Origin of the sequence: Acinetobacter sp. A3, from assembly GCF_012371415.1 — a bacterium.
Lineage (GTDB): Bacteria > Pseudomonadota > Gammaproteobacteria > Pseudomonadales > Moraxellaceae > Acinetobacter.
Window position 1 is genome coordinate 232,544 of the sequence record NZ_JAAZQW010000001.1, and the last position, 21,701, is coordinate 254,244.

Consider the following 21,701-nt stretch of genomic DNA (forward strand, 5'->3'; position numbering starts at 1 on the left):
AGAAAATAGATAAAAAATAAAGAATACTGCCCGCAGAAATTAGAAAAATGCACGCAGCCCCTGATAGACAAAGTAACATCCGACTGTGGTCAACAAACAGGCGAAACATTTTTTTAGCATTGCTGGCGATAAGCGATGTGCGACTTTAGCGCCTACTTTTGCCGTAATAAAGCTCATCACACTAATACCAATAAAGGCATAAATATGAATATAACCAATGGTATTCGGTACAGCGACTTCTGCTTGCTTACCAAACCAGATAAAACCCAATGCGCCTGCAATTGCAATTGGCAAACCACAAGCTGCTGAAGTTGCTACAGCTTTTTGCATCACGACACCATAACGGCTTAAATACGGCACAGTTAAACTGCCGCCGCCAATACCAAAAATCGCAGAGGCGATGCCAATTCCACCGCCTGCCATGACTTGCATTGGTGTAGATGGCAAATGATGAGATGGAGCTACTGCAACATTTGCCCCTCTAAACATTTTAAAAGCGACCCACAACGCAAAAGCACCAATGAGTAACTGTAAGCCTTGACCAGAAAGAAAATCGGCAATGCCTGCTCCCACAAATGCACCCACCACCAAACCTGGTGCAAGATTACGGAACACAGACCACATCACCGCACCTTTTTTATGATGCGCACTGACTGAACTGATTGAAGTCACAATAATGGTCGCCAATGACGTTCCCACGGCCATGTGCATTAACACCGAAGGATCATAATTGAGCTGAGTGAACACAATATATAAAATTGGCACAATAATTAAGCCACCACCGACACCAAACAGCCCTGCTGTAAATCCGGCAATTGCACCAATCAATAAATATATGATTAACTCCATAAATATATTCCACTATTTGTAAATTCGTATGGATGTAGAAACCCGACAACTGCAACAACAACTCACAGAAGCAGGTCAGCTTCCAGAAGTACTCATCCTGAAGCCGATTACCACGTCTACCAATGATGATGTACGGGAAATTGCACAAAAAGGTGTGCAGAGTGTCTTGGTCTGTAGTACCAGACAAACGCATGGTCGAGGACAACGTCAACGGCAATGGGTATCACCCGAAGGGAACATCTATTTAAGCACATTGCTAAATTTACGAACACCTGTAAATGGGTGTTTAGCTTTAGAAGTTGCGTTAAATATCTTGCAAATGCCGAGTCTAGAGGCGCTTGATCTACAAGTAAAATGGCCGAATGACTTATACAGCCCACAAGGCAAATGGGGCGGCATCTTAATTGAGCCAATTTCGGCTCAGCAAGTAATCGTCGGTGTCGGACTCAATCTTTCACCTGTCAGCTCACCCGTCATTGATCAAAAAACCACATCTCTGACCGAGCTTGGTTTAACCTCAATAAACCGTGTCAGTTTAGTTGCAGAACTTTATCTTGCTATCCAGCAAGCCTGCGACTGGTTTAATCATGATTGCTACAATTTAGCATCCCGCTTTAATCACTATGCAGCATTCAAACAACAACGAGTGGAATTTGAACACTTTAAAGGCACGTGCGAGGGTGTGTTTTTAGGTATTCAGGATGATGGCGCAGTGCAAATTGAAACGGCACAGGGTATCGAAGTTTTTTATCAAGGTCGATTACGCCCGCTTGATTTAGCCACCGAGTCAACATCATGAAAAATTTATGGCTAGATATTGGTAATACCCGCCTGAAGTACTGGGTAACTGAGAATGAACGTGTGATCGAGCATGAGGCAGAATTACATTTGCAATCTCCTGCCGATTTATTACTTGGCTTAATTCAACATTTTAAAAGCCTGAATGTGCATAAAGTCGGTGTGTCTTCAGTACAAGATCAGAAGAACAACCAACGCATTCATTTGATTTTAAAGACTCTGAATGTGCCTGTGATTTATGCCAAAGTACATGCAGATTATGCAGGCTTGCACTGTGAATATGACATTAAGCAACTTGGGATTGACCGCTGGCTACAAGTGCTTGCCGTTGCCAGTGATCCACAAGAAAACTACTGTGTCATCAGTTGTGGTACAGCTTTGACTATTGATTTAGCTGATGGATTAACTCATATAGGCGGCTACATTTTACCGAATCTGTATTTACAACGTGATGCGCTCATTCAAAATACCAAAGGCATTAAAATTCCAGATGCGGCCTTTGATGAACTCTCCCCAGGACGCAGCACCATCGACGCGGTTCATCATGGTATTCTATTGGGTTTACTCAGCACCATTGAACATGTAATTCGGCAATCGCCACGTAAACTGATTTTAACAGGTGGCGATGCCCCGCTCTTTGCCAAGTTTTTGCAGCAATATCAACCACAAGTCGAGCAAGATTTATTGCTGAAAGGTTTGCAGCGTTATATTGAATACGCACCAATAGCAACAGAATAGATGCACCTAAAGCGTAGCAGGCTCCAAGTTCACAAAATGCGGAAAGTGCTCTGCATAATGCAAAGCACTCATTTTTAAACGCGCTGCAGCCGACTCATCTAAAGTTTTCACGACTTTGCCTGGTGAGCCCATCACCACAGAATTATCTGGAATGACTTTGCCTTCAGGAATTAAAGCATTGGCACCAATAATACAATTTTTCCCAATCACAGCATGATTCAACACCACAGCATTAATGCCTATCAGGCTATTATCGCCCACGGTACAACCATGTAGCATGGCCTGATGCCCAATGGTGACATAATCACCAATATTCATTTCAATGCCTGCATCGGTATGCAAAACCGCATTTTCCTGCACATTACTAAAATGCCCGATTTTGATTTTGCTGTTGTCGGCTCGAATCACCGCGCCAAACCAAACACTGACTTTTTGTCCAAGCTCTACCTGACCAATCACTGTGGCATTATCAGCCACCCAGCCATCCCACGGTTGTTGTAAAGCTTTAGGTGCATGACCTTGAAATTTATACAGCATGATTCCTTCCTTTGAGTGTAAATGTCGGTATTTGTTATAAAGTCAGCTTATTTTTTAAATTTGGGTGAGTTCAGTAAGAACGGCCATTCTTTACGATAATCCAGACCGTATTCAAACAAGGACACCAACATGCGCGCGGTTAAGCCCCAAACCACTTCATCTTCAACTTGCATACTCGGAAAATATAATTTTTGTTGGGCAAAATTCACCTCATAAGGCATGGGTGGTGCTTCCATCAAATGCTGCAACGATGCAAAAAAGATTCGATCAATTTCTGAAGGTTGTGGAATTAATTCAACTTCTGGAGAGATGAGCCCCACCACAGGTTTAACCAACATCCCATTACGGGCTTTTTGCATAGGCAAGTCGCCGATCAATTGCACATCAAAGGGATTTAACGCAGTTTCTTCCTGTGCCTCGCGCAATGCCACCACAATATTACTGGTATCTTGCGGGTCGCGTTTCCCCCCAGGAAAAGACACTTCACCTGCATGGTTATTTAATAAAGTAGAACGGCGTGTTAACAGTACTTTAGGATCATGCTCATCTGTAATTGCAATCAATACCGCAGCATGCGCTTCTCTTAGTGTTTTGGAAAAGCGCAAACGTTGCTGTAATAGATGCGTGAGCGAATGATCAAACATACTTTATTGTTCTCCTTGTTTTATTATTTCATCATAGCTGAAATGCACGAGCAATAGATAGAGAGGATGCCAAAGTCGAAATTTTCAGTTATTCTGAGAACTCCCTTCGGCAATGACGATCAATATGAACTTTTGTGGCAATTGTGGGCAAAAAACAATAACTAAAATACCGCTTGGCGATCAACAACTACGTCAGGTATGTCGTACCTGTGGCACGATTCATTACGTCAATCCTAAAGTCATTTGCGGTGCCTTGGTCACTTGGGAAAATAAAGTTTTGTTGTGCCGCCGTGCCATTGAGCCACGTTATGGTCTATGGACTTTACCTGCGGGCTACATGGAAATGTTTGAAACCATGGAACAAGGTTCAGCACGTGAAACCCGTGAAGAAGCCGAAGCAGAAATTGAGATTGAACAACTGTATTGTATGTACAACATTCCGCGTATTGGACAAATTTATGTGCTGTTCAAGGCGCAATTGTTGAATGGTCAATTTGGTGCAGGTGAGGAAACCATTGAATCACGCCTATTTAGCGAAGATGAAATTCCGTGGTCAGAACTGGCTTTCCCGAGTGTAGAAAGAACTTTGCAACACTACTTTGCAGATCGAAAGAACAATCATTTCACCACACATTTAGAAACATTAGGTTCTCGTACCGATCATACGGGTTAAGTATGAAAGCTTTAATTCCACAGCGAGTAACAAACAGTTAAAAAATAAGCCCATCGTCAAGATGGGCTTATTGTTTTCAACATGATGAAGCGATTAGGTACGGACTTTATTTTCCTGATCGCAACTTGCCACCGCCATACTTACGGTACCACCTTGAATTTTACTTAAGGCCTGATCAGCTTCAGAAGCTTGATTTGTGCTCTGATTCACGTAAGTCGCTAACTGTGCATTATAAATATTACTCCAATGCACCGTAGAACCACTAAAGTCTGACAAGGTGATATGAGTCGAATTTCCAGCCACCAAATTGCCAATATTGGCACGAGCCCCACCCACTACGATACTTTGATTGCTAGTCCCTTCCACCTGTTCAATTTTGGTATTTAAACCAATCACAGCTCCATCCAATTGCTGAAAACGTGAATTGGCCAATATCATACGCAACGTTACGGCCTTATTATCTACATCAGCTGTACCTAAAACTCCAATACGATGTTGAGTGATACCATTTGTATCTACCAAATTTGCTTCAGATTGACTCAGAGTTGCACACTGACCCGACATGTCTGTTTCCGTTGCATTTGCTCCAATATCTGTCCGAATATTGCCATGTTCATCCAGCACAATTCCCAGTTTGACTGGCGTAGCCGTGCTATTCGCAAAATTGAAAGTTAAGGTCGCATATAAAGGGAAAATATAAGACTCATCAACATTCACATTTTTCACGGTTTTAAAAACACGATTATCTAAAAAGTTCACTGGAAAAAATTTATAGGCATCAAATGAACCTTTAAACTGATCCGTCCCAATAGTTTGCTGCCACAAACCGTAATCGGCAGGATTTGCTGTACTTAATTTAGTCAGAAGTTTATAAAAGCCCTCTGTGCCCGCAATCAAATAGTCGTTATAGACTTTACCTTGAGTAATTTGAAAATCATCGGCAGTATTGGTGCTTACACTAAAACGGAATGGTTCTGTTATACGCTTGGTAAGCGGATCAACCCAAGTCGTTTGTGGAGCTGCTGTCATACGGTCAGGACGTGCGTTACGAATCAGGTCACCACTCACAGATAAGATTGGATTAGCACTACTTGCTGTTACAGCCCCTTTCCACTGCACGCCGTAACCGAAAGTATAACCTGCACGGTCCGTAATCAGCTGATATTGTCCAATTAAGTGCTTTAATGCAGGGGTTGCTGTCTTACAATCTGTTAAGTTACAACCATATAAACCTTGGGGTAATTGAGAATCTTCTTTAGCCAAAATTGGATAATTGGCTTGATACAATGCCGAATTATTCATATATACCAAAGTATTCAGGGCCTGAGATGCTGTTTCCTGAGAAATTGGGGACACATCTACCCAAGGACGTAAAATTAAAGCGTAGGCACCTGAACTAAAATCAGCAGCCTTAACAGAAGTGCCTATATCAGCCAATTGTTCTTTTTTCAGGGTTGAAATATATAAAGGTTGAATATCACCCGGGACAGATTTTCCTGTTTCAACAGACAAAGCCTGTAAAATTCTCACAATGGCAGTCGCCACTTGAACAGTATCATCTCTAGGATTATTTAAACTTGTGGCTGCTCGACCAGTTAAGCCTCTTGCCATATCCAACACGCTTAAACGTGGGAACCCTGCACCTGCCGCACTCACTACCCCAATATCTGCTAGTGATACTGTGCCCAAATCAATTTGCTGATTGGTCTTTTCCTGAATAAAGAAGTGTACTTTATCGCCTGCCTTACATTTTCCAGTAGCAGCATTACTCGTTGGCTCAATGAAGGTCATATAAGTTTTACTGGCATCACTACTACAGGTAAAGTTCAAACCATCAACTGGGTAATCCAACGCAAACTCGACACAGTCGGTAGTATTCGAGGCGCAACTTCCATTCACGTAGAGTACAGGGTTTGGTTCTGGATTAATGTTGGCACTTTCTCCACCGCAACCACTTAAAGCTGCCAGCAATGCCGTACTCGCAAAAGGTAAAATCTGTCTAATTTTCATCCTGAATTCTCTTATTTTTGTTAGCGTATCGCAATGAGTTTTAATTGTCCTTGGTTACTGAGCGCTCGATGTTCCATATCTACCGCAGAAGCCAATGGGGTTAAGAGTAAATAATGACTGTTTGCAGGCAGCTGAATAATACCTTCAATAACCTCATGGCGTAATCCATTGCTGGCAGTATCCTGATTTCTAAAGCCGCCAGCACCTTCAATCACACAACCTTTCTGATCTAGAAATACCACAAATGGCCAATAAAAAGTCGGATTATTTTGTTTAGTCGCATAAGAGTTGATTTGTATATTCTGAATTGAATCGGATACTTTGACCAACTCATAATCAAACTTTTCAGTAAGTGGCGCGCGCGGCCATAAGTTTAAATCCTGTTGTGCTTTTAAAACTTTGGCTTTGTTTTTTTTAGTTTCAGTAAAACAACTTTGCCCCAAACTAGCTACTGCTTCTGCATGGGACACACGATAATAGTCTGCTGCTAAAACAATTGCTTGTGGCTCAATTACTGGTTTCTTTTGGAAAATTTTTTGTAGAACAGAACGATTCACACCTCGTTCACGCTCAACCACCTGCATACGTGCACCACCACCATGCTTCGTATCAATTACCCCTTCAGGCATGCTGTAAAAACGCTTTTTCCCTTCTAAATTAAATTCTTGGTCTTCTAAATATTCACTCTTGACATATTTCTCACCCGCCATCTCCATAAAACCTGATGATGTCGCATCTGTTTCAGCTTTCGCCTCAACCACAATTGCAGACTGAGAAAGAGGTGATGCAGAATTTTCTTCCAAGCCGATTACACTCGATATTTTTGGCTTGGTTTTCGCAACATCTACGCTAGATGCTTTTACAAGCTTCTGTGTGCTTGAGGCTATGTCAGTGTTCTCTGCAATTAAAGATGGCTTGGATTGTTCAACATCTTGAGTTACGAGTACTTTTTGCTGCTGTTGCATCGTTCTTGCTTGCTGAACAACAACTTTAGAGCTTGGTGCAGTTTCTTGTATTTGCTCTTTGAGAGTCTTTTGAGCAGCATTATCCGATGTACTTTTAAGTTGTGGTGAGGTGGCTGGTATCACTTGTTGTGCAGGAACAGCTTGAACAACGGGTGGAGCTGGTTTTTGCTGCTCTTTCTTTTGTTTTTGTGCTGTTTCCAGCGCGGCTATGGTTTTCTTTTTTTCTGCGGCATTACGCTGCACCACAATCGGACGACCATCTGGCCCAATAAGGGTGTAAAACTGATTGGCGTAACACACCGATCCTGTGCTGGCGAGCAGCAACACAATCGACTTTGAAAATAAAGTCCGTTTTATTTTCTGTACTGAACTTACCATCGTGTTCTATAACTCAATCCAAGAATTGTAATTTTGGTATCTGTTTTTACGTTTAGCCCCGCATAAGGGTTTAATAACAAGTTATTCACACCTTCTTTGTTGGCTAAGCTACTGGTATTGGCAGGTATTTTGTCCTTACTCTGTAAAAAGCCAATCGATAAATCTAAATCTGTATCTGCATCAAAACGATAACCTACGCCCAAACCAAACAAACGCGCATTGTTGATAGGTACCATGGTGTTACGTTTATTATCAGGAATAGCACTGCCACGTGGTTCATAACCCGCACGTAGTTTTAAGCGATCGGTTGCTGAATATTCAACACCAATTCCCCAACTCCATGGCGACTGAAACTCAAGCGGCAAAGCCAAAGAGCTATCAGAAACATGCTCTGAAAGTAGTTTTGCAATTTTAAGGGCAGAAATTTGACGATCAAACTCAAATTTAAATTTATCCCAAGCTTTATAATCTGTCCAACCGACATCAAAATTCACCTGTAAATCAGGCATGACTTTGTATTTAATCCCCGCCTGAAAGTGCGCAGGATATTCAAAATCCATAGATACCAAACCAGATTCACTGGCTGGAATATAGCTTGGAAAGCCAAGAATCGCCGCTAGAATTTGCCCTGTCGGAGATGACATCAAACCATTGATTAACTCTCGTGGTGCTTTAGAGTTATCAATATGATATTTGCCTTTTAAACGCATTTTAGCGGCACTTTGGTACACCATACCAAAGCTAAAATCTTCAGTTGGTTCCCATAGAATCCCCAAGTTATAACTTGGGCTCAGACTCTGTTCGACTGCCAGTTGCATTTGTCCAAAGCGAGAAAAAGGGTTCATCCCTTCTTCAGCATTACAAATACCGAGCAATAAAATATCAGTAATAATGTCTGAGTTTTCTTTAAATGGGGTACAAACGACCTCATCCACCATACGCAACATCCCGATCAACTCATTCGGGAAACGTAAATCGGTGTTCATGGCAATGGCTTGATAAGACATACCAATGGAAGCCCCAACCGACAACTCATCATTCACTTGATAAGCGATGGATGGTGACAAATAAGTAATACGCTCTAGCGCTACTTGCTGCCCCATAAAATTACCTGGGTTACCATCTTCTGCGCCAAAGCCTGCAATTAAAGGCGCATACAGTGCCGTGGCAAAAGTCACTTTTGACCCTGGAGGATTATAGGCAATCCCATTGGTTGGAGCTGCCAACGGCATGCCCTTACCCAAATCCACAAACTTTTTCAGAATAGGCACATAAAGGGTCGGATACTCTACATCTGCCTGTACTGTCCCCTTAAAGTCGGTACAGAAATCTGCCATGATCTCTGGCCCATCATTACACACGACAGGGTCATCAGAGTATCCAAAAACATCATAACCAGCAGGTACAGAAAGCTCACGCTGCACATCAAAATGTGCCAATACCCCTTGCACATCAGTTTGTAGACCTTCAATTTTAGTCAGTGCTGCAGGGTTAAAGTGAATCGCGCTAATACCAGGTGGATCGGCAGTAACTGCATTCCCCATGGTTAAAGAGCGAATATCTACAGATAAGTTTTGCCCAAGCTGCGCAAATGCAGCGCCCGAACAGCCCGATAGTAAAATAGCAGTCACTAACGGGCGAAGTCGTATCATTTTCATGCGACTAGCCTCTTAGCGAATTTTTTTACCAAAACCGAGAATATCTAATGGGAAAGACAAACCTAGTGACACGTCTGGTGCATCTTCAGTCAAACCAATACCCACTGTACCATTGACGATGGTCTCTGGTGATACACGAACCCCAAGTGAAATTGCTAAAGTTGAGCTAGTTTGATCGGCTGGCGAATAGCTCTCACCTGTATGATAAGTAAATTCAGAGCCAGTATTAAAGCTTTGCTGATATGACATGGTCATTGACACATCGTAGTTAAACGAGTAGGCAAAACCAAATGCAAAACCACCACTAACACCCGGTTCAAACTCTTCAATAATTCGGCTACCACGAATTTGATTCAAGCCGCTTTCTTTTAAACCATAGTTGGCAGATGCTGAGGCAAACAAGACCACAGGATCAATATATTTACGGGTACTTGCCCCAAAACCGACCGAGTAATAGCCTTTCCCTGTGGCCAAATCTTTGACAGGGTTAATTTCGTACGGACTATCACCTGTTTTGGTCGAAAGGTTAGCAAATAAAATTAAAGGTAAACGACCTGCTTTAAGTGGGAACGGCTCCCAACGTGCACCTAATGAAATATCCCCTAAACCAGCAGCTGTAGTATCTTTTAATAAATCTGTTTTTGCCACTAAAGGTAAAGATGCTGACAAGGTTAGGTTGTCACGCAAGCCATACTGTGCAGTAAAGGTATTGGTTAAAGCGTGAGTAGCATTCTCTTGAACACGTAATTGATATAATTGACCCTGTGCCATTTCAAGATCAAGCTGAGTATCACGATAATAGGTATAATCAATGTCGTAGTAAGATGAGATTTCACCCTGTTTCATCAATGAATATTGACGTTCATTTGAGGTAAAGACTTCTTCTAAGTTTGCCTCTTTGGTTGCATCACCCTCTTGTTGCTGCAATGCTGAAGATACGGCCTGCTGCCCATTTGTTGGAGTCTCTACCGCCTCGGTACTGTTTGTTTCAGCTGTTGTGGCGGAAACTTCAGCTGTTGCTTCTGATACTTCAGCCTGTTGTTCAGCTGTTGTTTCATATTCCCCTAGCTGTGGCTCTTCTGCAGCATACGCTACCCCAATTATCATTTGGATACTAAGCGCCAATAAGGTTTTATTCATCCATTTACGATCCATGATTTACCCCTTCCATTTTTTATTTTTGTATGTTGTGAACAATGCATTATTTGTTTTTATAGTAGAGTCTTAAATAGCGATGCTCATACTGTCCATAATTCTCAGAATCTTTATTTAAATTACGCTCTAAACGTATAGTCGATGCTTTATCGGCAATTTTTTCCATGGCAAATTGTGGATATTGAATATCGACAAAGGCATAGCGATTCACGGTAGTATCTTCAACATGACGCAAATCTTTTTCATGTAATGCCAACATATTTTGTCGATGCTGAGGTGCTACATTAATTAAGAACAGGGTGTTGTTTTCCCAAACGTCCTTAAAACGTTCTTCATCAAAACTAATATTGCCCAAAGCTGGGTCAGCCACATAAACTCGCCCATTTTTATAGGCTTTATACACCACAAAATGTTTAAAACCTGCATAAGAAATTGGCACAATTGCAGGCTGCCCTTGCTTAACTAAATCTTCAAATTCACCACGATACCCCCCACTCTCTAACCCCAAAGCAGCAACAAAGCGCTTCATATCTAACAATGAAAAACTACGACGCTCGATAATTCGCTCATACTCTCCATAACGAAGTAAACCACTCATGGTCTGTTGTTCGTTCAGTTGTGTGCCAACATAACCATTGAGCAACGTCGTTAACGCTGCAGAACCACAGCTATAGTCATAGGCTTGGCGTACAATGCCACGGAATTGATCTTCTAAAGCAGGTTTAATTTGCACAGGTTCTCTATGCATACGGGTAAATGAATTATTTCTAGAATCCAAAGTTTCTGTATAGTGCACAGCTTCTGGATGCTGTTCTTTTAAATCAAAGGCTTGCGTGGCAGCGTAATAGATCAATGCCGAGCCCAAAGCGATCTCTAACATATATTTTTACTTTTTAGTTCTCGGCAATACCTGCCTGATATTTTTATTTTAGAGCTTTCACTCTACTTCCTTGTATTTAGAAAGATACTCGTTTTATAGAAAAAAAAACAGTGCTTTCTTTATTTTTTTGCGTACTCATGAGTTTATTTGTAAAAAAAAGCGCGTGAATTCACGCGCTTTTTCAGTGTTTAAATTAGTGACCCGAAATGGTGATTTTTGCACCTTGCTGGTAACCTTCACCACCCAACGCTGTAGGTGCGCCATAATAAGTTTGCAAGCCTTGGATTTCCATGTCACCAATAGAAGCAGCATCACGGCTACCCAATTTGATACCTTTTACATAGTTATCTTTAGCACCGCCATGGCTAATGATTTGAATATAGCCATTGCTAGCATCGTCTTTACCAAAGATACTAATATCTTGCTTTAAGGTTAAGTTCGTAGAATTAGCATCAGTAACTTTAATGCTTTCAATAAAGATTTCACCTGCAGCACGGTCAGCTGTTTTCGTTGAGTTATCTAAAATACCTAGGTTTTTAATTTCTAAACCGCCCACCATTGTGGTATCAAGTTTAATCATGGCACCTTGTGGCGTTGCACCCAATTGAATATTGGCATCCATTGTACCTGTTTTTAACGTTAAGCCAGATAGGATTGCGTTATAATTAGTATCAACACCACCACGACGAATTGAATCAGCATTATCATCAACACCTTGCTTGCCCGAAGCAGTTACACCAATTTCACCAATTTGAATATCCAAACCAGATACTTGTGCTGCAACGTTGATAAATGCACCATTTGTGCCCGTACCCGCATCTGTATCAATAACCAAATCTGCTAAGTTACGAGAGTCTAATAAATAAGCACCACCATTATCATAGTTTGCGCCAATCACTACACCTCGATCTTTTACTACATTTGTTTCTACACCATCTTTATCTAAAACTGACAGGCCATTACCCTTAATAACAATTGCACCAGCTGTTCCTGTGCCACCAAAACCTAGGTCACCAGCTTTACCTTTAGCAGCCAAACCATCGTTATCGTGAATAAAAAGTTTTTCGATCTCTACTTTAGAAATACCAATCCCGATGCTTAAACCATCTTGACCAGTAGTTGCGCTTAATGCAGCGTCATCCATTGCCTGCATTGCCATTGCATTTGTCGTTAACGCAATTGATGATACCAAAGCAAGTTTAGTAAATTTTTTCATCTTATTACTCTCCCGAGAGTATTATTTTTTTGGTTTTACCACTCAGTGCTAGTAATTGTTTTTTTATTTGATGAGGACAACACTAACACACATTCCTTGAGTAGTCGGTTTGCACATACAAAGGTATATCTGAGTTGTTTTTTGTTCAACTGCTGTTTGTCGCAATACTCGGCTTACCGATAAACGGTTATTCAGTTTTTATTCTCAACAATGATGTAAAATAGCAGTTTTAATCTCTCAACCATTCTGCTTTATGTCCTATCCTCTTCATTTTAAAAAATTATTATGTGATGCCAGTTTTTTAGCGGAAAGCATTTTGCAAGCACTTGCTGGGCTTTCACATAGTATTTATTTGCAAAATAATGGACAGTCACGAATTGCTTTTTTGGCAGATGCTTATTGTATTCAACAAAATCAGCGGCTTGAATTCTATGAAAAAACAGCATTAGACCAATATGCCCGTAGTGCCAATACACTAGATTTAACTTCATATCTTTCTCCATCAGCAACAGATACATCGGCTTTATGTAGTGTGATGGGCTTTGTCGGTTATGATGCGGCCGCCCAACAACATATTAATTTTCAGGCACGTCAGCAACCCACATTATTTTTAGGTCAATTTAAAAGTTATTTACAACAAGAAGCGACTGGTTGGTATTTTTATAGCTCAGATGAATCTGCTGCAGAAATTTATGATTTTATCGCACACCATATACTTCAAACAGCACCCGCCAAGCCTTTCCATCTCATGACGCCTTGTCAGGCACGCTGGGATTTAACCGACTATCAACAAGCTTTTAAGCGTGTACAAGGCTATATCGTGGCGGGTGATTGCTACCAAATCAATCTGACACAAGAGTTTACAGCCCAAGCTGAGGGTCAACTTTTAACAACTGCAGCAGAATTCTGGCAACTGACCAATGCGCCTTATGCAGGTTATTTACGCATCCATGATTTTGAAATTCTAAGCTGCTCACCAGAGCTATTTATTGAATTTGAAGCAGATCGGAAAATTACCACCAAGCCCATTAAAGGTACCACACCACGCTATGATGATCCGCTTTTAGATCAGCAATCTAAACTTCAATTACAAACGTCCCAAAAAGATCAAGCTGAAAATGTCATGATTGTGGATTTATTACGTAATGATTTAAGTGTTTATGCCGAAACTGGTAGCGTAAAAACACCTAAATTATTTGATATTGAATCTTTTAATCAAGTGCACCACATGGTCAGTGAGATTACTGCAACCTTAAAAGCTGAGATTAATCCTTTTAATGTGTTGATGTCGGCCTTGCCCGGTGGCTCAATTACAGGTGCCCCTAAAATTCGGGCCATGCAAATTATAGATGAACTGGAAGGCGCGCCTCGTGGCGCATATTGTGGATCGATGGGTTATTTTGATGCCGATGGCACAGGTTCTTGGAATATACTCATTCGTTCTATTCAAAAATATCAGCAGGATGTTTCATTATGGGCGGGCGGTGGAATTACCATCGCTTCAGATTATGAGGCAGAATATCTGGAATGTTTTGATAAAGTTTCGGCAATGCTCGACTTACTCAACACATGGTACACACCTGCCGAATAATATGATTCAATTAAAAAGCTGAATCACAAAAAAGCGAGTGGATGATTTGATCCACTCGCTTTTTTATAATGTAAGCAATTAAGCCAAAATATCTTGTTTTAAGGTGTCGACCAAGCGCTGATTTTGTTGGTCTGTACCAATGGTAATGCGTAGATATTGGTTGATTCTTGGCTTATTAAAATAACGCACAATAATGCCACGTTCACGTAATGCTGCAGCCAATTCACCTGCATCATGTTCAGGATGTGATGCGAAAATAAAGTTGGCACTTGATGGCAATATCTTAAAACCCAATACTGTTAAATCTGCAACCAATGTCTCACGGCTAGCAATAACTTTTTGGCATTGTGCCTCAAAATAAGCCTGATCTTCAAAGGATGCTACGGCAGCGGCTATCGCAAAACGATCCATTGGATAAGAGTTAAAACTATTTTTTACGGCTTCCAATGCGGCAATTAAATGTGGCTGTGCAATGGCAAATCCAACACGTAAACCCGCCAAAGAACGCGATTTAGAAGTCGTTTGACAGACGACTAAATTGTCGTACTTTTCTACTAATTTCACTGCGGATTCTGCACCAAAATCGACATAGGCTTCATCAATAACCACTACAGAATTTGGATTGGCCTGCAACACCTCTTCTATGGCAGATAAACCTAAAGCAATACTGGTTGGTGCATTCGGATTGGTAATAATAATGCCGCCATTGGCTTGCTTATAATCGGCGACTACAATTTCAAAATCATCATTTAGCGGTAGTACTTTGGTTTTTACCCCAAAGAACTGACTGTAAACAGGATAAAAACTGTAGGTGATGTCAGGGTAAAGTAGCGGCAACTCTTGAACAAAAAATGCTTTAAAAATATGTGCAAGAACCTCATCGGAACCATTGCCCACAAAGACATTTTCAACAGCCACATGTTGCTGTTTGGCAATAGCTTGCTTTAGCTCGCTTGCATCTGGGTCTGGATATAAACGCAGCACATCTGCCGAGTTTTCTAAAACCTGCTGTACCGCTTCCACCACTTTAGGTGAAGGCGGATACGGATTTTCATTGGTATTCAATTTTAATAAATTTTGGATTTTAGGTTGCTCACCTGGTACATACGGCTCAAGCTCACGTACTTCAGGGCTCCAAAATCGCATTTGTTCTGTGGTGATATTTGACATGTTTATTCTCTTATTTACCCTCTCCTAACCTCTCCCAGAGGGAGAGGAATCTCCTATAACCTACATATTGTTTTAGCGGACAACTAATTCTTTCAATGTAAGTTCCCTCTCCTGAGCAATTTTAAAGCACTGCTTTAAAATGAAGCGCAAGTGAGGGTTAGGGAGAGGTTGGCTTTTTATTTATGGTTGATAGCGATAACGTGCTGATCTCGCATGCGCATCCAAGTTTTCCTGTTGCGCCAGAATATCTGCAGTACGTGCCAAAGATTTCACACCATCTGCTGAGCACATAATCAGGCTTGAGCGTTTTTGGAAATCATACACGCCAAGTGGGGATGAAAAACGTGCAGTACCCGAGGTTGGCAAAACGTGATTCGGCCCTGCACAATAATCACCAATCGCTTCAGGCGTATAACGCCCCATAAAGATTGCACCTGCGTGACGGATTTCCTCAGCCATCACTTGTGGCTCATCCATACACAATTCCAAGTGTTCAGGCGCAACTTGATTAATCAGTTCAATCGCTTCCTGACGATCTTTTACTAAAACCAATGCCCCACGATTTGCAATAGAAGTGCGGGCAATTTCTGCTTTAGGCAAGTTCGCTAAGTGCTGTTCAATCGCTTGCTCGACCTGATTCAGCAATTTTTCATCTGGCGTAATAAAAATAGATTGCGCCACGGTATCGTGCTCGGCTTGAGATAATAAATCCATCGCCAACCATTCAGGGTTATTTTCCCCTTCTGCATAAACCAAAATTTCAGATGGTCCTGCAATCATATCAATACCGACTTGACCAAAAACAGCACGTTTCGCAGCTGCCACAAAACGGTTACCTGGCCCTGTAATTTTATCTACAGATGGGATACTTTCTGTACCATAGGCCAAAGCTGCAACGGCTTGTGCTCCACCAATGGTAAAGACACGGGTAACTCCTGCCAAATAAGCTGCAGCTAAAACCAGTGGATTCAGTTCGCCATTCGGTGCTGGTACAACCATAATAATTTCAGGCACACCCGCCACATGTGCAGGTACTGCATTCATCAACACCGAAGATGGATAAGATGCTAAACCACCTGGGACATAAATACCTACACGATCCAAAGGAGTCACTTTTTGTCCAAGCGTATTGCCCAAGGCATCTACATAAGTCCAGCCGTCTTGTTTTTGCGCTTGGTGAAATTCACGAATACGTGTCGCAGCCAACTCCAAAGCTTCACGGACTTCTGTAGTCAGACCATCAAAAGCAGCTTTGAGCTGTTCCTGACTTAACTCAAGTTCTGAAAACTGATGCGCTGGATGTCGATCGAACTGTTGAGTGAGTTTAAGAACCTGAGCATCGCCATGCTGACGCACATCAGCAATAATTTGATCTACAGTTTTTAAAAGTTCAGGATCACTGACAGTTTCAAAAGCCAACAAGTCTGCAAAGGCTTGTTTAAAGCTTTGATCTTGAGTCGATAAACGTCGCATCAATTTACCCACAAGGTTTGATAGAAAACTTTAGTTTACCTTGTTTCAAGGGCTTTGTGGGAATCTATGCATTGCGAAGCAAGCATGTTTTATGGAAATTCACGTTCAAAATCATTCAAGAATAGAATAATGGCAAACATGAAAAAACCGCCATTGAATGGCGGTTTTTAAGATTGATTTACTGTTTGTGATTAAGCCGACTGTTGTTTGGCTAACTCACGTTCTGCCACTGCTTTTTCAAGCTGTGCTAAAATTGGATTCAACAAATGCTGCTTACGTTTAAAACTGGCTTTATTCACAATCAAACGTGAAGATACTTTACAAATTTCTTCCAAAGGCTCTAAACCATTGGCACGCAAAGTATTGCCTGTATCCACCACATCGACAATGTAATCACCTAAACCGACCAATGGTGCTAATTCCATTGAACCGTAAAGTTTAATTACATCAACCTGCTCGCCTAAGCTCGCATAGTATTGACGGGTTAAATTCACATATTTAGTGGCAATTTTTAAACGACCTTTCGGGCGCTGCATACCAACTTTTCCCGCAGTCATCAATTTACAATTGGCAATTTTTAGATCAAGCGGCTCATATACATTTTGCGCGCCATGTTCCATCAATACATCTTTACCTGCAACACCAATATCCGCCGCACCATTTTCAACATAAGTTGGCACATCTGAAGCACGTAAAATCAGAATACGTACCTGCTTGTGTGTAGTCGGAAAAATTAATTTACGTGACTTGTCTGGGTCTTCTAGTAAATTAATTCCCGCAGTTTCCAATAAAGGCAAAGTTTCTTTTAGAATTCGCCCCTTACTTAATGCCAAAGTTAAACCATGATCAAAATTGCCCATTACGTCAAAATTAGGATCATCGTTTCTCATGTCATTCATCAATTTACTCGCTTAATTTGGGCGCCTAAACCTTGTAACTTTTGTTCTACATTCTCATAACCGCGATCAATGTGATAAATACGGTCAATCAATGTTTCCCCTTCTGCCGCCAATGCTGCCAATACCAAAGAGAACGATGCACGTAAATCCGTTGCCATCACAGGTGCAGCAGATAATTTTTCCACCCCTGTCACGACAGCATCGTTGCCTTCAACCTGAATATTGGCACCCATACGTGACAACTCTGGGACATGCATAAAACGGTTTTCAAAAATTGTTTCAGAAATTGTAGCAAAACCACGTCCAATCGCATTCACAGCCATCAATTGTGCCTGCATATCGGTTGGGAACTCAGGGTGTGGCAACGTTCTAAAACTTACTGCTTTAGGACGTTTACCAGTCATATCCAACTCGATCCAGTCATCTCCACGTGTGACTTCTGCACCCATTTCTTCAAACTTGTCTAATACAGATTCCAATAATGCAGGATCTGTATGCGTGGTTTTTACCTTACCGCCCGTAATTGCAGCAGCAGCTAAATATGAACCTGTTTCAATACGGTCAGCGACTACTGAATATTCACAACCATGCAAATGCTCAACACCAGTGACCACTAAAGTATCTGTATCTAGGCCTTCAATTTTAGCGCCCATCTTAATCAGCATTTGCGCTAAATCGGTAATTTCTGGTTCACGTGCTGCATTACGGATGGTGGTCACACCTTCTGCCAACACTGCAGCCATGAGGATGTTTTCAGTCCCCCCCACAGTCACCATATCAAAAACCACTTCAGCGCCTTTTAAGCGCCCGTTGACTTTGGCATGTACATAGCCACTTTCAACTTCAATCTCAGCACCCAAAGCCTCTAGAGCTTTAAGATGTTGATCAACAGGGCGTGAGCCGATGGCACATCCACCAGGTAAAGACACTTTTGCACTACCATAGCGCGCCACCAATGGGCCAAGCACCAAAATAGAGGCACGCATGGTTTTTACCAACTCATACGGTGCAAACTGGTTATCAAGTGTTGAAGTATCCGCAATTACCGTGTCGCCTTCATAGGACATGGTAATGCCTAGACCCGCAATCAACTTCACCAAAGTATTTACATCTTTTAAATTTGGAACGTTTTTCAATGTAATTGGCGTTTCTGCAAGAATCATTGCAGCAAGAAGTGGCAACGCTGCATTTTTTGCACCAGAAATACGCACTTCACCTTCGAGCTTTTTACCGCCCTGAATTAAAAATTTATCCATTAAATTATTAAGCTCCAAATAAGCTTGCTTTACGCCATTCTTCTTGTGTCATTGCACGAATTGTTACCGCATGAACTTCACCGCTGGCAATATAGCTATTCAATGGTGCATACACTGCTTGTTGACGAGCAACAGGACGTTTGCCTTCAAATTGATTATCTACAATACGAAGATCAAACTTGCCGCCTTGCCCACTTACAGCAACTTCAGCCTCTGGAAAAGCAGCTTTTAAAATTTCAGTGAGCTGTTCACTATTCATCACAAAGACCTCTTATAGGACCAACGGTGTAAAAACCTGTCATTTTACTATAAATAGAAAAAATTATTCATTAATCGTATACATTATCGCAATAAAAAAAGAGGTTTATCAAAAACCTCTTTTAAAACCACCTTAAGGCTAAATCGCTAAAGGCTGGTAGTCCAGTTGCATCTTCCGATGCTTCTCTAATTGGCGTTTTAATTTTTCAGTCATCATCTTAATAGAAGTATACATATCATCCGCACAAGCTTGCGCAAACAGCTCGGTGCCGGGCAAGCGAATAATCGCTTCAGCAATATGATTGGCACTGCCTTTTTTAGAATGTTTATCGATTTGATGATCTTTACTTAATTTCACCTGCATACTATTGACCTGATCCAGATGTTTGGTCATTTGTGCAAACTTAAGTCGAATATTTTCTTCAATTGCAGGGGTGATAGCTAAGTGATGTCCACGAATTGTTATTTGCATAATTCTATCCCTCACCTTCATTAGGATTAGGAAGGCATAGTTCACATGATTGATTGCCAAATAACAGATCACTGTAGAGGTCACTTTAAATCATGTCTAACTATTCCTTCAAAGAAAAAAGATTCATTATTTAGTCATAATGAATCCTTAGAATAGACCGATTTTAAAAATTAGATCAAGACTTTTCGTTCAGAAGATGATGCAATATTTAATGACTCACGATATTTCGCCACCGTTCTGCGCGCCACATCAATACCTTCGGCTTTCAGCAAATTTGCAATTGTATTATCAGACAAAGGCTTACGCGGATTTTCCTCAGAGACGAGTTTTTTAATTTTTGCACGAATCGCAGTTGAAGATGCTTCTCCACCAGAACTGGTCGCAACATGACTTGAAAAGAAATATTTCAATTCAAACAATCCACGTGGAGTGAGCATATATTTATTGGTCGTTACCCGTGAAACGGTCGATTCATGTAATTCAACTTCATCAGCTACGTCACGTAAAATTAAAGGCTTCATGCCTTCTGCGCCAATTTCAAAGAATTCACGTTGATGTTGCACAATACAAGTCGCTACCTTTAATAAGGTTTTATGACGTTCATCAACACTTTTTATAAAGTTTTTCGCATCTAGCATTTGATTACGCAAATATTGATTATCTTCACTTTGATCTGCGCGTTTAATCATATTGGCATAAAAGGAATTAATTCTAAGCTTAGGCACAACATCTGGATTGAGTTGCACATGCCAATGATCCTGTTTTTTACTAACTACCACATCTGGAATTTGGTAGTCTGAATCCTGATCTTCAAATGCAGTACCAGGATGTGCTTGTAATGTTTTCAACAATGCCACGGCATGTTGTAACTGCGTAGTGTTCAAACCTGTTTGCTTCAGTAGTTTCGGCAAATCATTCGAGATTAAGAGCTCATAATGCTGCATTAACTGTAGCGCTTCCTGACGGTATGGCACATCTATAGCCAAACTTTCAAGTTGAATAGATAAACACTCAGCCAAATTCCGTGAACCAATCCCAATTGGATCTAAACGCTGGATATGTTTTAGCACCACTAGAACTTCGTCATCTTCCACTTCATCTTCGTAGTCCATAGATGCCAATAGATGCTGCACCGATGTAGTAATTTCCGATACTTCACAATCCAAAAAACCATTGTCATCCAAAGCATCGACAATACAATATGCAATTAACTGTTCAACTTGCGAAAAATGCAACAAATTAATTTGCGTATGCATGTGTTCTTTTAGCCCTAAGTGGCCTTGACGATTATCCTCTCGCTCTTCATATTCTGCCGCCCCTAAACTGGTCGGTAAGTGGGTATACACATCATCCCAATCCGTATCTACCGGCAAATCATTTGGCAAATGATCTGCATTTAGTTCTTTTGTTAAATCTTTCTGATCTCGCTCTTGGTCTTCGAGTGTTGATAAGCTTTCAATACTGCTTTGTTCTTCGATTTTTTCTAATAAAGGATTACTATCCAATTGAATTTGAACTTCTTGTTCTAACTCCAAGCTTGAAAGTTGAAGCAAACGAATGGCTTGTTGTAACTGCGGTGTCAGTGACAAGGAGTTTGCAACTTTAAGTCCAACCGATAACTTCATATCTTACTACTCTTTTAAAATAATTGATTTTCAACAACTTAATCCAATAAGCTCTAATAAGCAATTTTTATGCCATTTTATAAGATATAACATAGATTAATTTAAAATCATAAATATTTTTTAATACAGATATTTTAGTATTCTTTATTTTCTTTTTTTCAGCATAAAAAAACACCCTCAACGTTAGTTGAAGGTGTTTCGAATAATGAGCTGGCGATGACTTACTCTCACATGGGTAACCCCACACTACCATCAGCGCGAAGAGGTTTCACTTCTGAGTTCGGGAAGGGATCAGGTGGTTCACTCTTGCTATTGTCGCCAGCACAACTGTTATGGACTTGTTCGGGTCTTAGTTACATTGCTTAAGCTTGATGCTTTTGCTTGTAATGCCTTACTTGGTTCCAAATGAGTTATTAACAGGTTGGCTATTGTATCTGAAATTTCATGTTCAGCAAG

At 41.0% G+C, this 21,701-nt stretch carries 20 protein-coding genes and 1 rRNA gene; 4 read left to right on the forward strand and 17 right to left on the reverse strand.

Annotation, left to right across the window (positions count from 1 at the left end):
• Positions 1-39 precede the first annotated feature (39 nt).
• Positions 40-849 (reverse strand): sulfite exporter TauE/SafE family protein, encoded by an 810-nt coding sequence (locus tag HHA42_RS01095; protein ID WP_168461233.1) that lies wholly within the window; start codon positions 847-849, stop codon positions 40-42.
• 28 nt (positions 850-877) lie between these two features.
• Between HHA42_RS01095 and HHA42_RS01100 the strand changes: the two genes are divergently transcribed.
• Complete coding sequence (locus HHA42_RS01100; RefSeq protein WP_168525121.1) at positions 878-1,648, forward strand: biotin--[acetyl-CoA-carboxylase] ligase; 771 nt, start codon at positions 878-880, stop codon at positions 1,646-1,648.
• Positions 1,645-2,385: a type III pantothenate kinase gene (locus tag HHA42_RS01105; protein WP_168525123.1), complete on the forward strand. Its 741-nt coding sequence runs from the start codon at positions 1,645-1,647 to the stop codon at positions 2,383-2,385. Before HHA42_RS01100 ends, HHA42_RS01105 begins: the two co-directional genes overlap by 4 nt.
• 6 nt (positions 2,386-2,391) lie before the next feature.
• Here HHA42_RS01105 and HHA42_RS01110 read toward each other — a convergent pair whose 3' ends face one another.
• The gene (locus HHA42_RS01110) at positions 2,392-2,922 is read right to left on the reverse strand and encodes a gamma carbonic anhydrase family protein (RefSeq protein ID WP_168525125.1); all 531 of its coding nucleotides are present in this window, start codon (positions 2,920-2,922) and stop codon (positions 2,392-2,394) included.
• Between the two features lie 47 nt (positions 2,923-2,969).
• Positions 2,970-3,566 carry a CoA pyrophosphatase gene (locus HHA42_RS01115; protein WP_168418802.1) on the reverse strand — a complete coding sequence of 199 codons (597 nt, stop codon included), beginning with the start codon at positions 3,564-3,566 and terminating at the stop codon, positions 2,970-2,972.
• A gap of 124 nt (positions 3,567-3,690) precedes the next feature.
• Here HHA42_RS01115 and HHA42_RS01120 point away from each other — a divergent pair, with 124 nt between their 5' ends.
• The gene (locus HHA42_RS01120) at positions 3,691-4,239 is read left to right on the forward strand and encodes an NUDIX hydrolase (protein ID WP_168461241.1); all 549 of its coding nucleotides are present in this window, start codon (positions 3,691-3,693) and stop codon (positions 4,237-4,239) included.
• A gap of 93 nt (positions 4,240-4,332) precedes the next feature.
• Here the strand turns inward: HHA42_RS01120 and HHA42_RS01125 are convergent, their stop codons facing one another.
• From HHA42_RS01125 to HHA42_RS01150, 6 genes are all read right to left on the reverse strand, one after another.
• Positions 4,333-6,249 carry a flagellar protein FilF gene (locus HHA42_RS01125; RefSeq protein WP_168525127.1) on the reverse strand — a complete coding sequence of 639 codons (1,917 nt, stop codon included), beginning with the start codon at positions 6,247-6,249 and terminating at the stop codon, positions 4,333-4,335.
• A 20-nt stretch (positions 6,250-6,269) separates the two neighbouring features.
• Positions 6,270-7,592 carry a putative pilus assembly protein FilE gene (gene filE / locus HHA42_RS01130; protein WP_168525129.1) on the reverse strand — a complete coding sequence of 441 codons (1,323 nt, stop codon included), beginning with the start codon at positions 7,590-7,592 and terminating at the stop codon, positions 6,270-6,272.
• Positions 7,586-9,250 (reverse strand): outer membrane protein transport protein, encoded by a 1,665-nt coding sequence (locus tag HHA42_RS01135; RefSeq protein ID WP_168461246.1) that lies wholly within the window; start codon positions 9,248-9,250, stop codon positions 7,586-7,588. Before HHA42_RS01135 ends, filE begins: the two co-directional genes overlap by 7 nt.
• A 12-nt stretch (positions 9,251-9,262) precedes the next feature.
• Positions 9,263-10,405, reverse strand: coding sequence for a hypothetical protein (locus HHA42_RS01140; protein WP_168525131.1), 1,143 nt, complete (start codon positions 10,403-10,405; stop codon positions 9,263-9,265).
• Between the two features lie 46 nt (positions 10,406-10,451).
• Entirely contained in the window at positions 10,452-11,285 is an 834-nt protein-coding gene (locus tag HHA42_RS01145) for a C39 family peptidase (protein ID WP_168461250.1), read from the reverse strand.
• A 193-nt stretch (positions 11,286-11,478) separates the two neighbouring features.
• Entirely contained in the window at positions 11,479-12,501 is a 1,023-nt protein-coding gene (locus HHA42_RS01150; RefSeq protein ID WP_168525133.1) for a DUF6160 family protein, read from the reverse strand.
• Between the two features lie 253 nt (positions 12,502-12,754).
• Here HHA42_RS01150 and HHA42_RS01155 point away from each other — a divergent pair, with 253 nt between their 5' ends.
• Positions 12,755-14,092, forward strand: coding sequence for an anthranilate synthase component I family protein (locus tag HHA42_RS01155; protein WP_168525135.1), 1,338 nt, complete (start codon positions 12,755-12,757; stop codon positions 14,090-14,092).
• 78 nt (positions 14,093-14,170) lie between these two features.
• Here the strand turns inward: HHA42_RS01155 and hisC are convergent, their stop codons facing one another.
• From hisC to rrf, 8 genes are all read right to left on the reverse strand, one after another.
• Positions 14,171-15,262 carry a histidinol-phosphate transaminase gene (hisC, locus tag HHA42_RS01160; protein WP_168525137.1) on the reverse strand — a complete coding sequence of 364 codons (1,092 nt, stop codon included), beginning with the start codon at positions 15,260-15,262 and terminating at the stop codon, positions 14,171-14,173.
• A gap of 180 nt (positions 15,263-15,442) precedes the next feature.
• On the reverse strand, positions 15,443-16,747 hold the full coding sequence (hisD, locus tag HHA42_RS01165; RefSeq protein WP_168418793.1) for a histidinol dehydrogenase: 1,305 nt from the start codon (positions 16,745-16,747) through the stop codon (positions 15,443-15,445).
• 179 nt (positions 16,748-16,926) lie between these two features.
• Complete coding sequence (gene hisG, locus HHA42_RS01170) at positions 16,927-17,634, reverse strand: ATP phosphoribosyltransferase (protein WP_168418792.1); 708 nt, start codon at positions 17,632-17,634, stop codon at positions 16,927-16,929.
• Complete coding sequence (murA, locus tag HHA42_RS01175) at positions 17,634-18,890, reverse strand: UDP-N-acetylglucosamine 1-carboxyvinyltransferase (protein WP_168418791.1); 1,257 nt, start codon at positions 18,888-18,890, stop codon at positions 17,634-17,636. The genes hisG and murA overlap by 1 nt, the downstream gene beginning before the upstream one ends.
• A 7-nt stretch (positions 18,891-18,897) precedes the next feature.
• Positions 18,898-19,149 carry a BolA family iron metabolism protein IbaG gene (ibaG, locus tag HHA42_RS01180; protein ID WP_004975198.1) on the reverse strand — a complete coding sequence of 84 codons (252 nt, stop codon included), beginning with the start codon at positions 19,147-19,149 and terminating at the stop codon, positions 18,898-18,900.
• A 138-nt stretch (positions 19,150-19,287) separates the two neighbouring features.
• Complete coding sequence (gene raiA / locus HHA42_RS01185) at positions 19,288-19,620, reverse strand: ribosome-associated translation inhibitor RaiA (protein ID WP_096902101.1); 333 nt, start codon at positions 19,618-19,620, stop codon at positions 19,288-19,290.
• 170 nt (positions 19,621-19,790) lie between these two features.
• Positions 19,791-21,245, reverse strand: a complete 1,455-nt coding sequence (locus HHA42_RS01190; protein WP_168461255.1) for an RNA polymerase factor sigma-54 — start codon at positions 21,243-21,245, stop codon at positions 19,791-19,793.
• 208 nt (positions 21,246-21,453) lie between these two features.
• Positions 21,454-21,568 (reverse strand): 5S ribosomal RNA (gene rrf, locus HHA42_RS01195).
• Positions 21,569-21,701 lie beyond the last annotated feature (133 nt).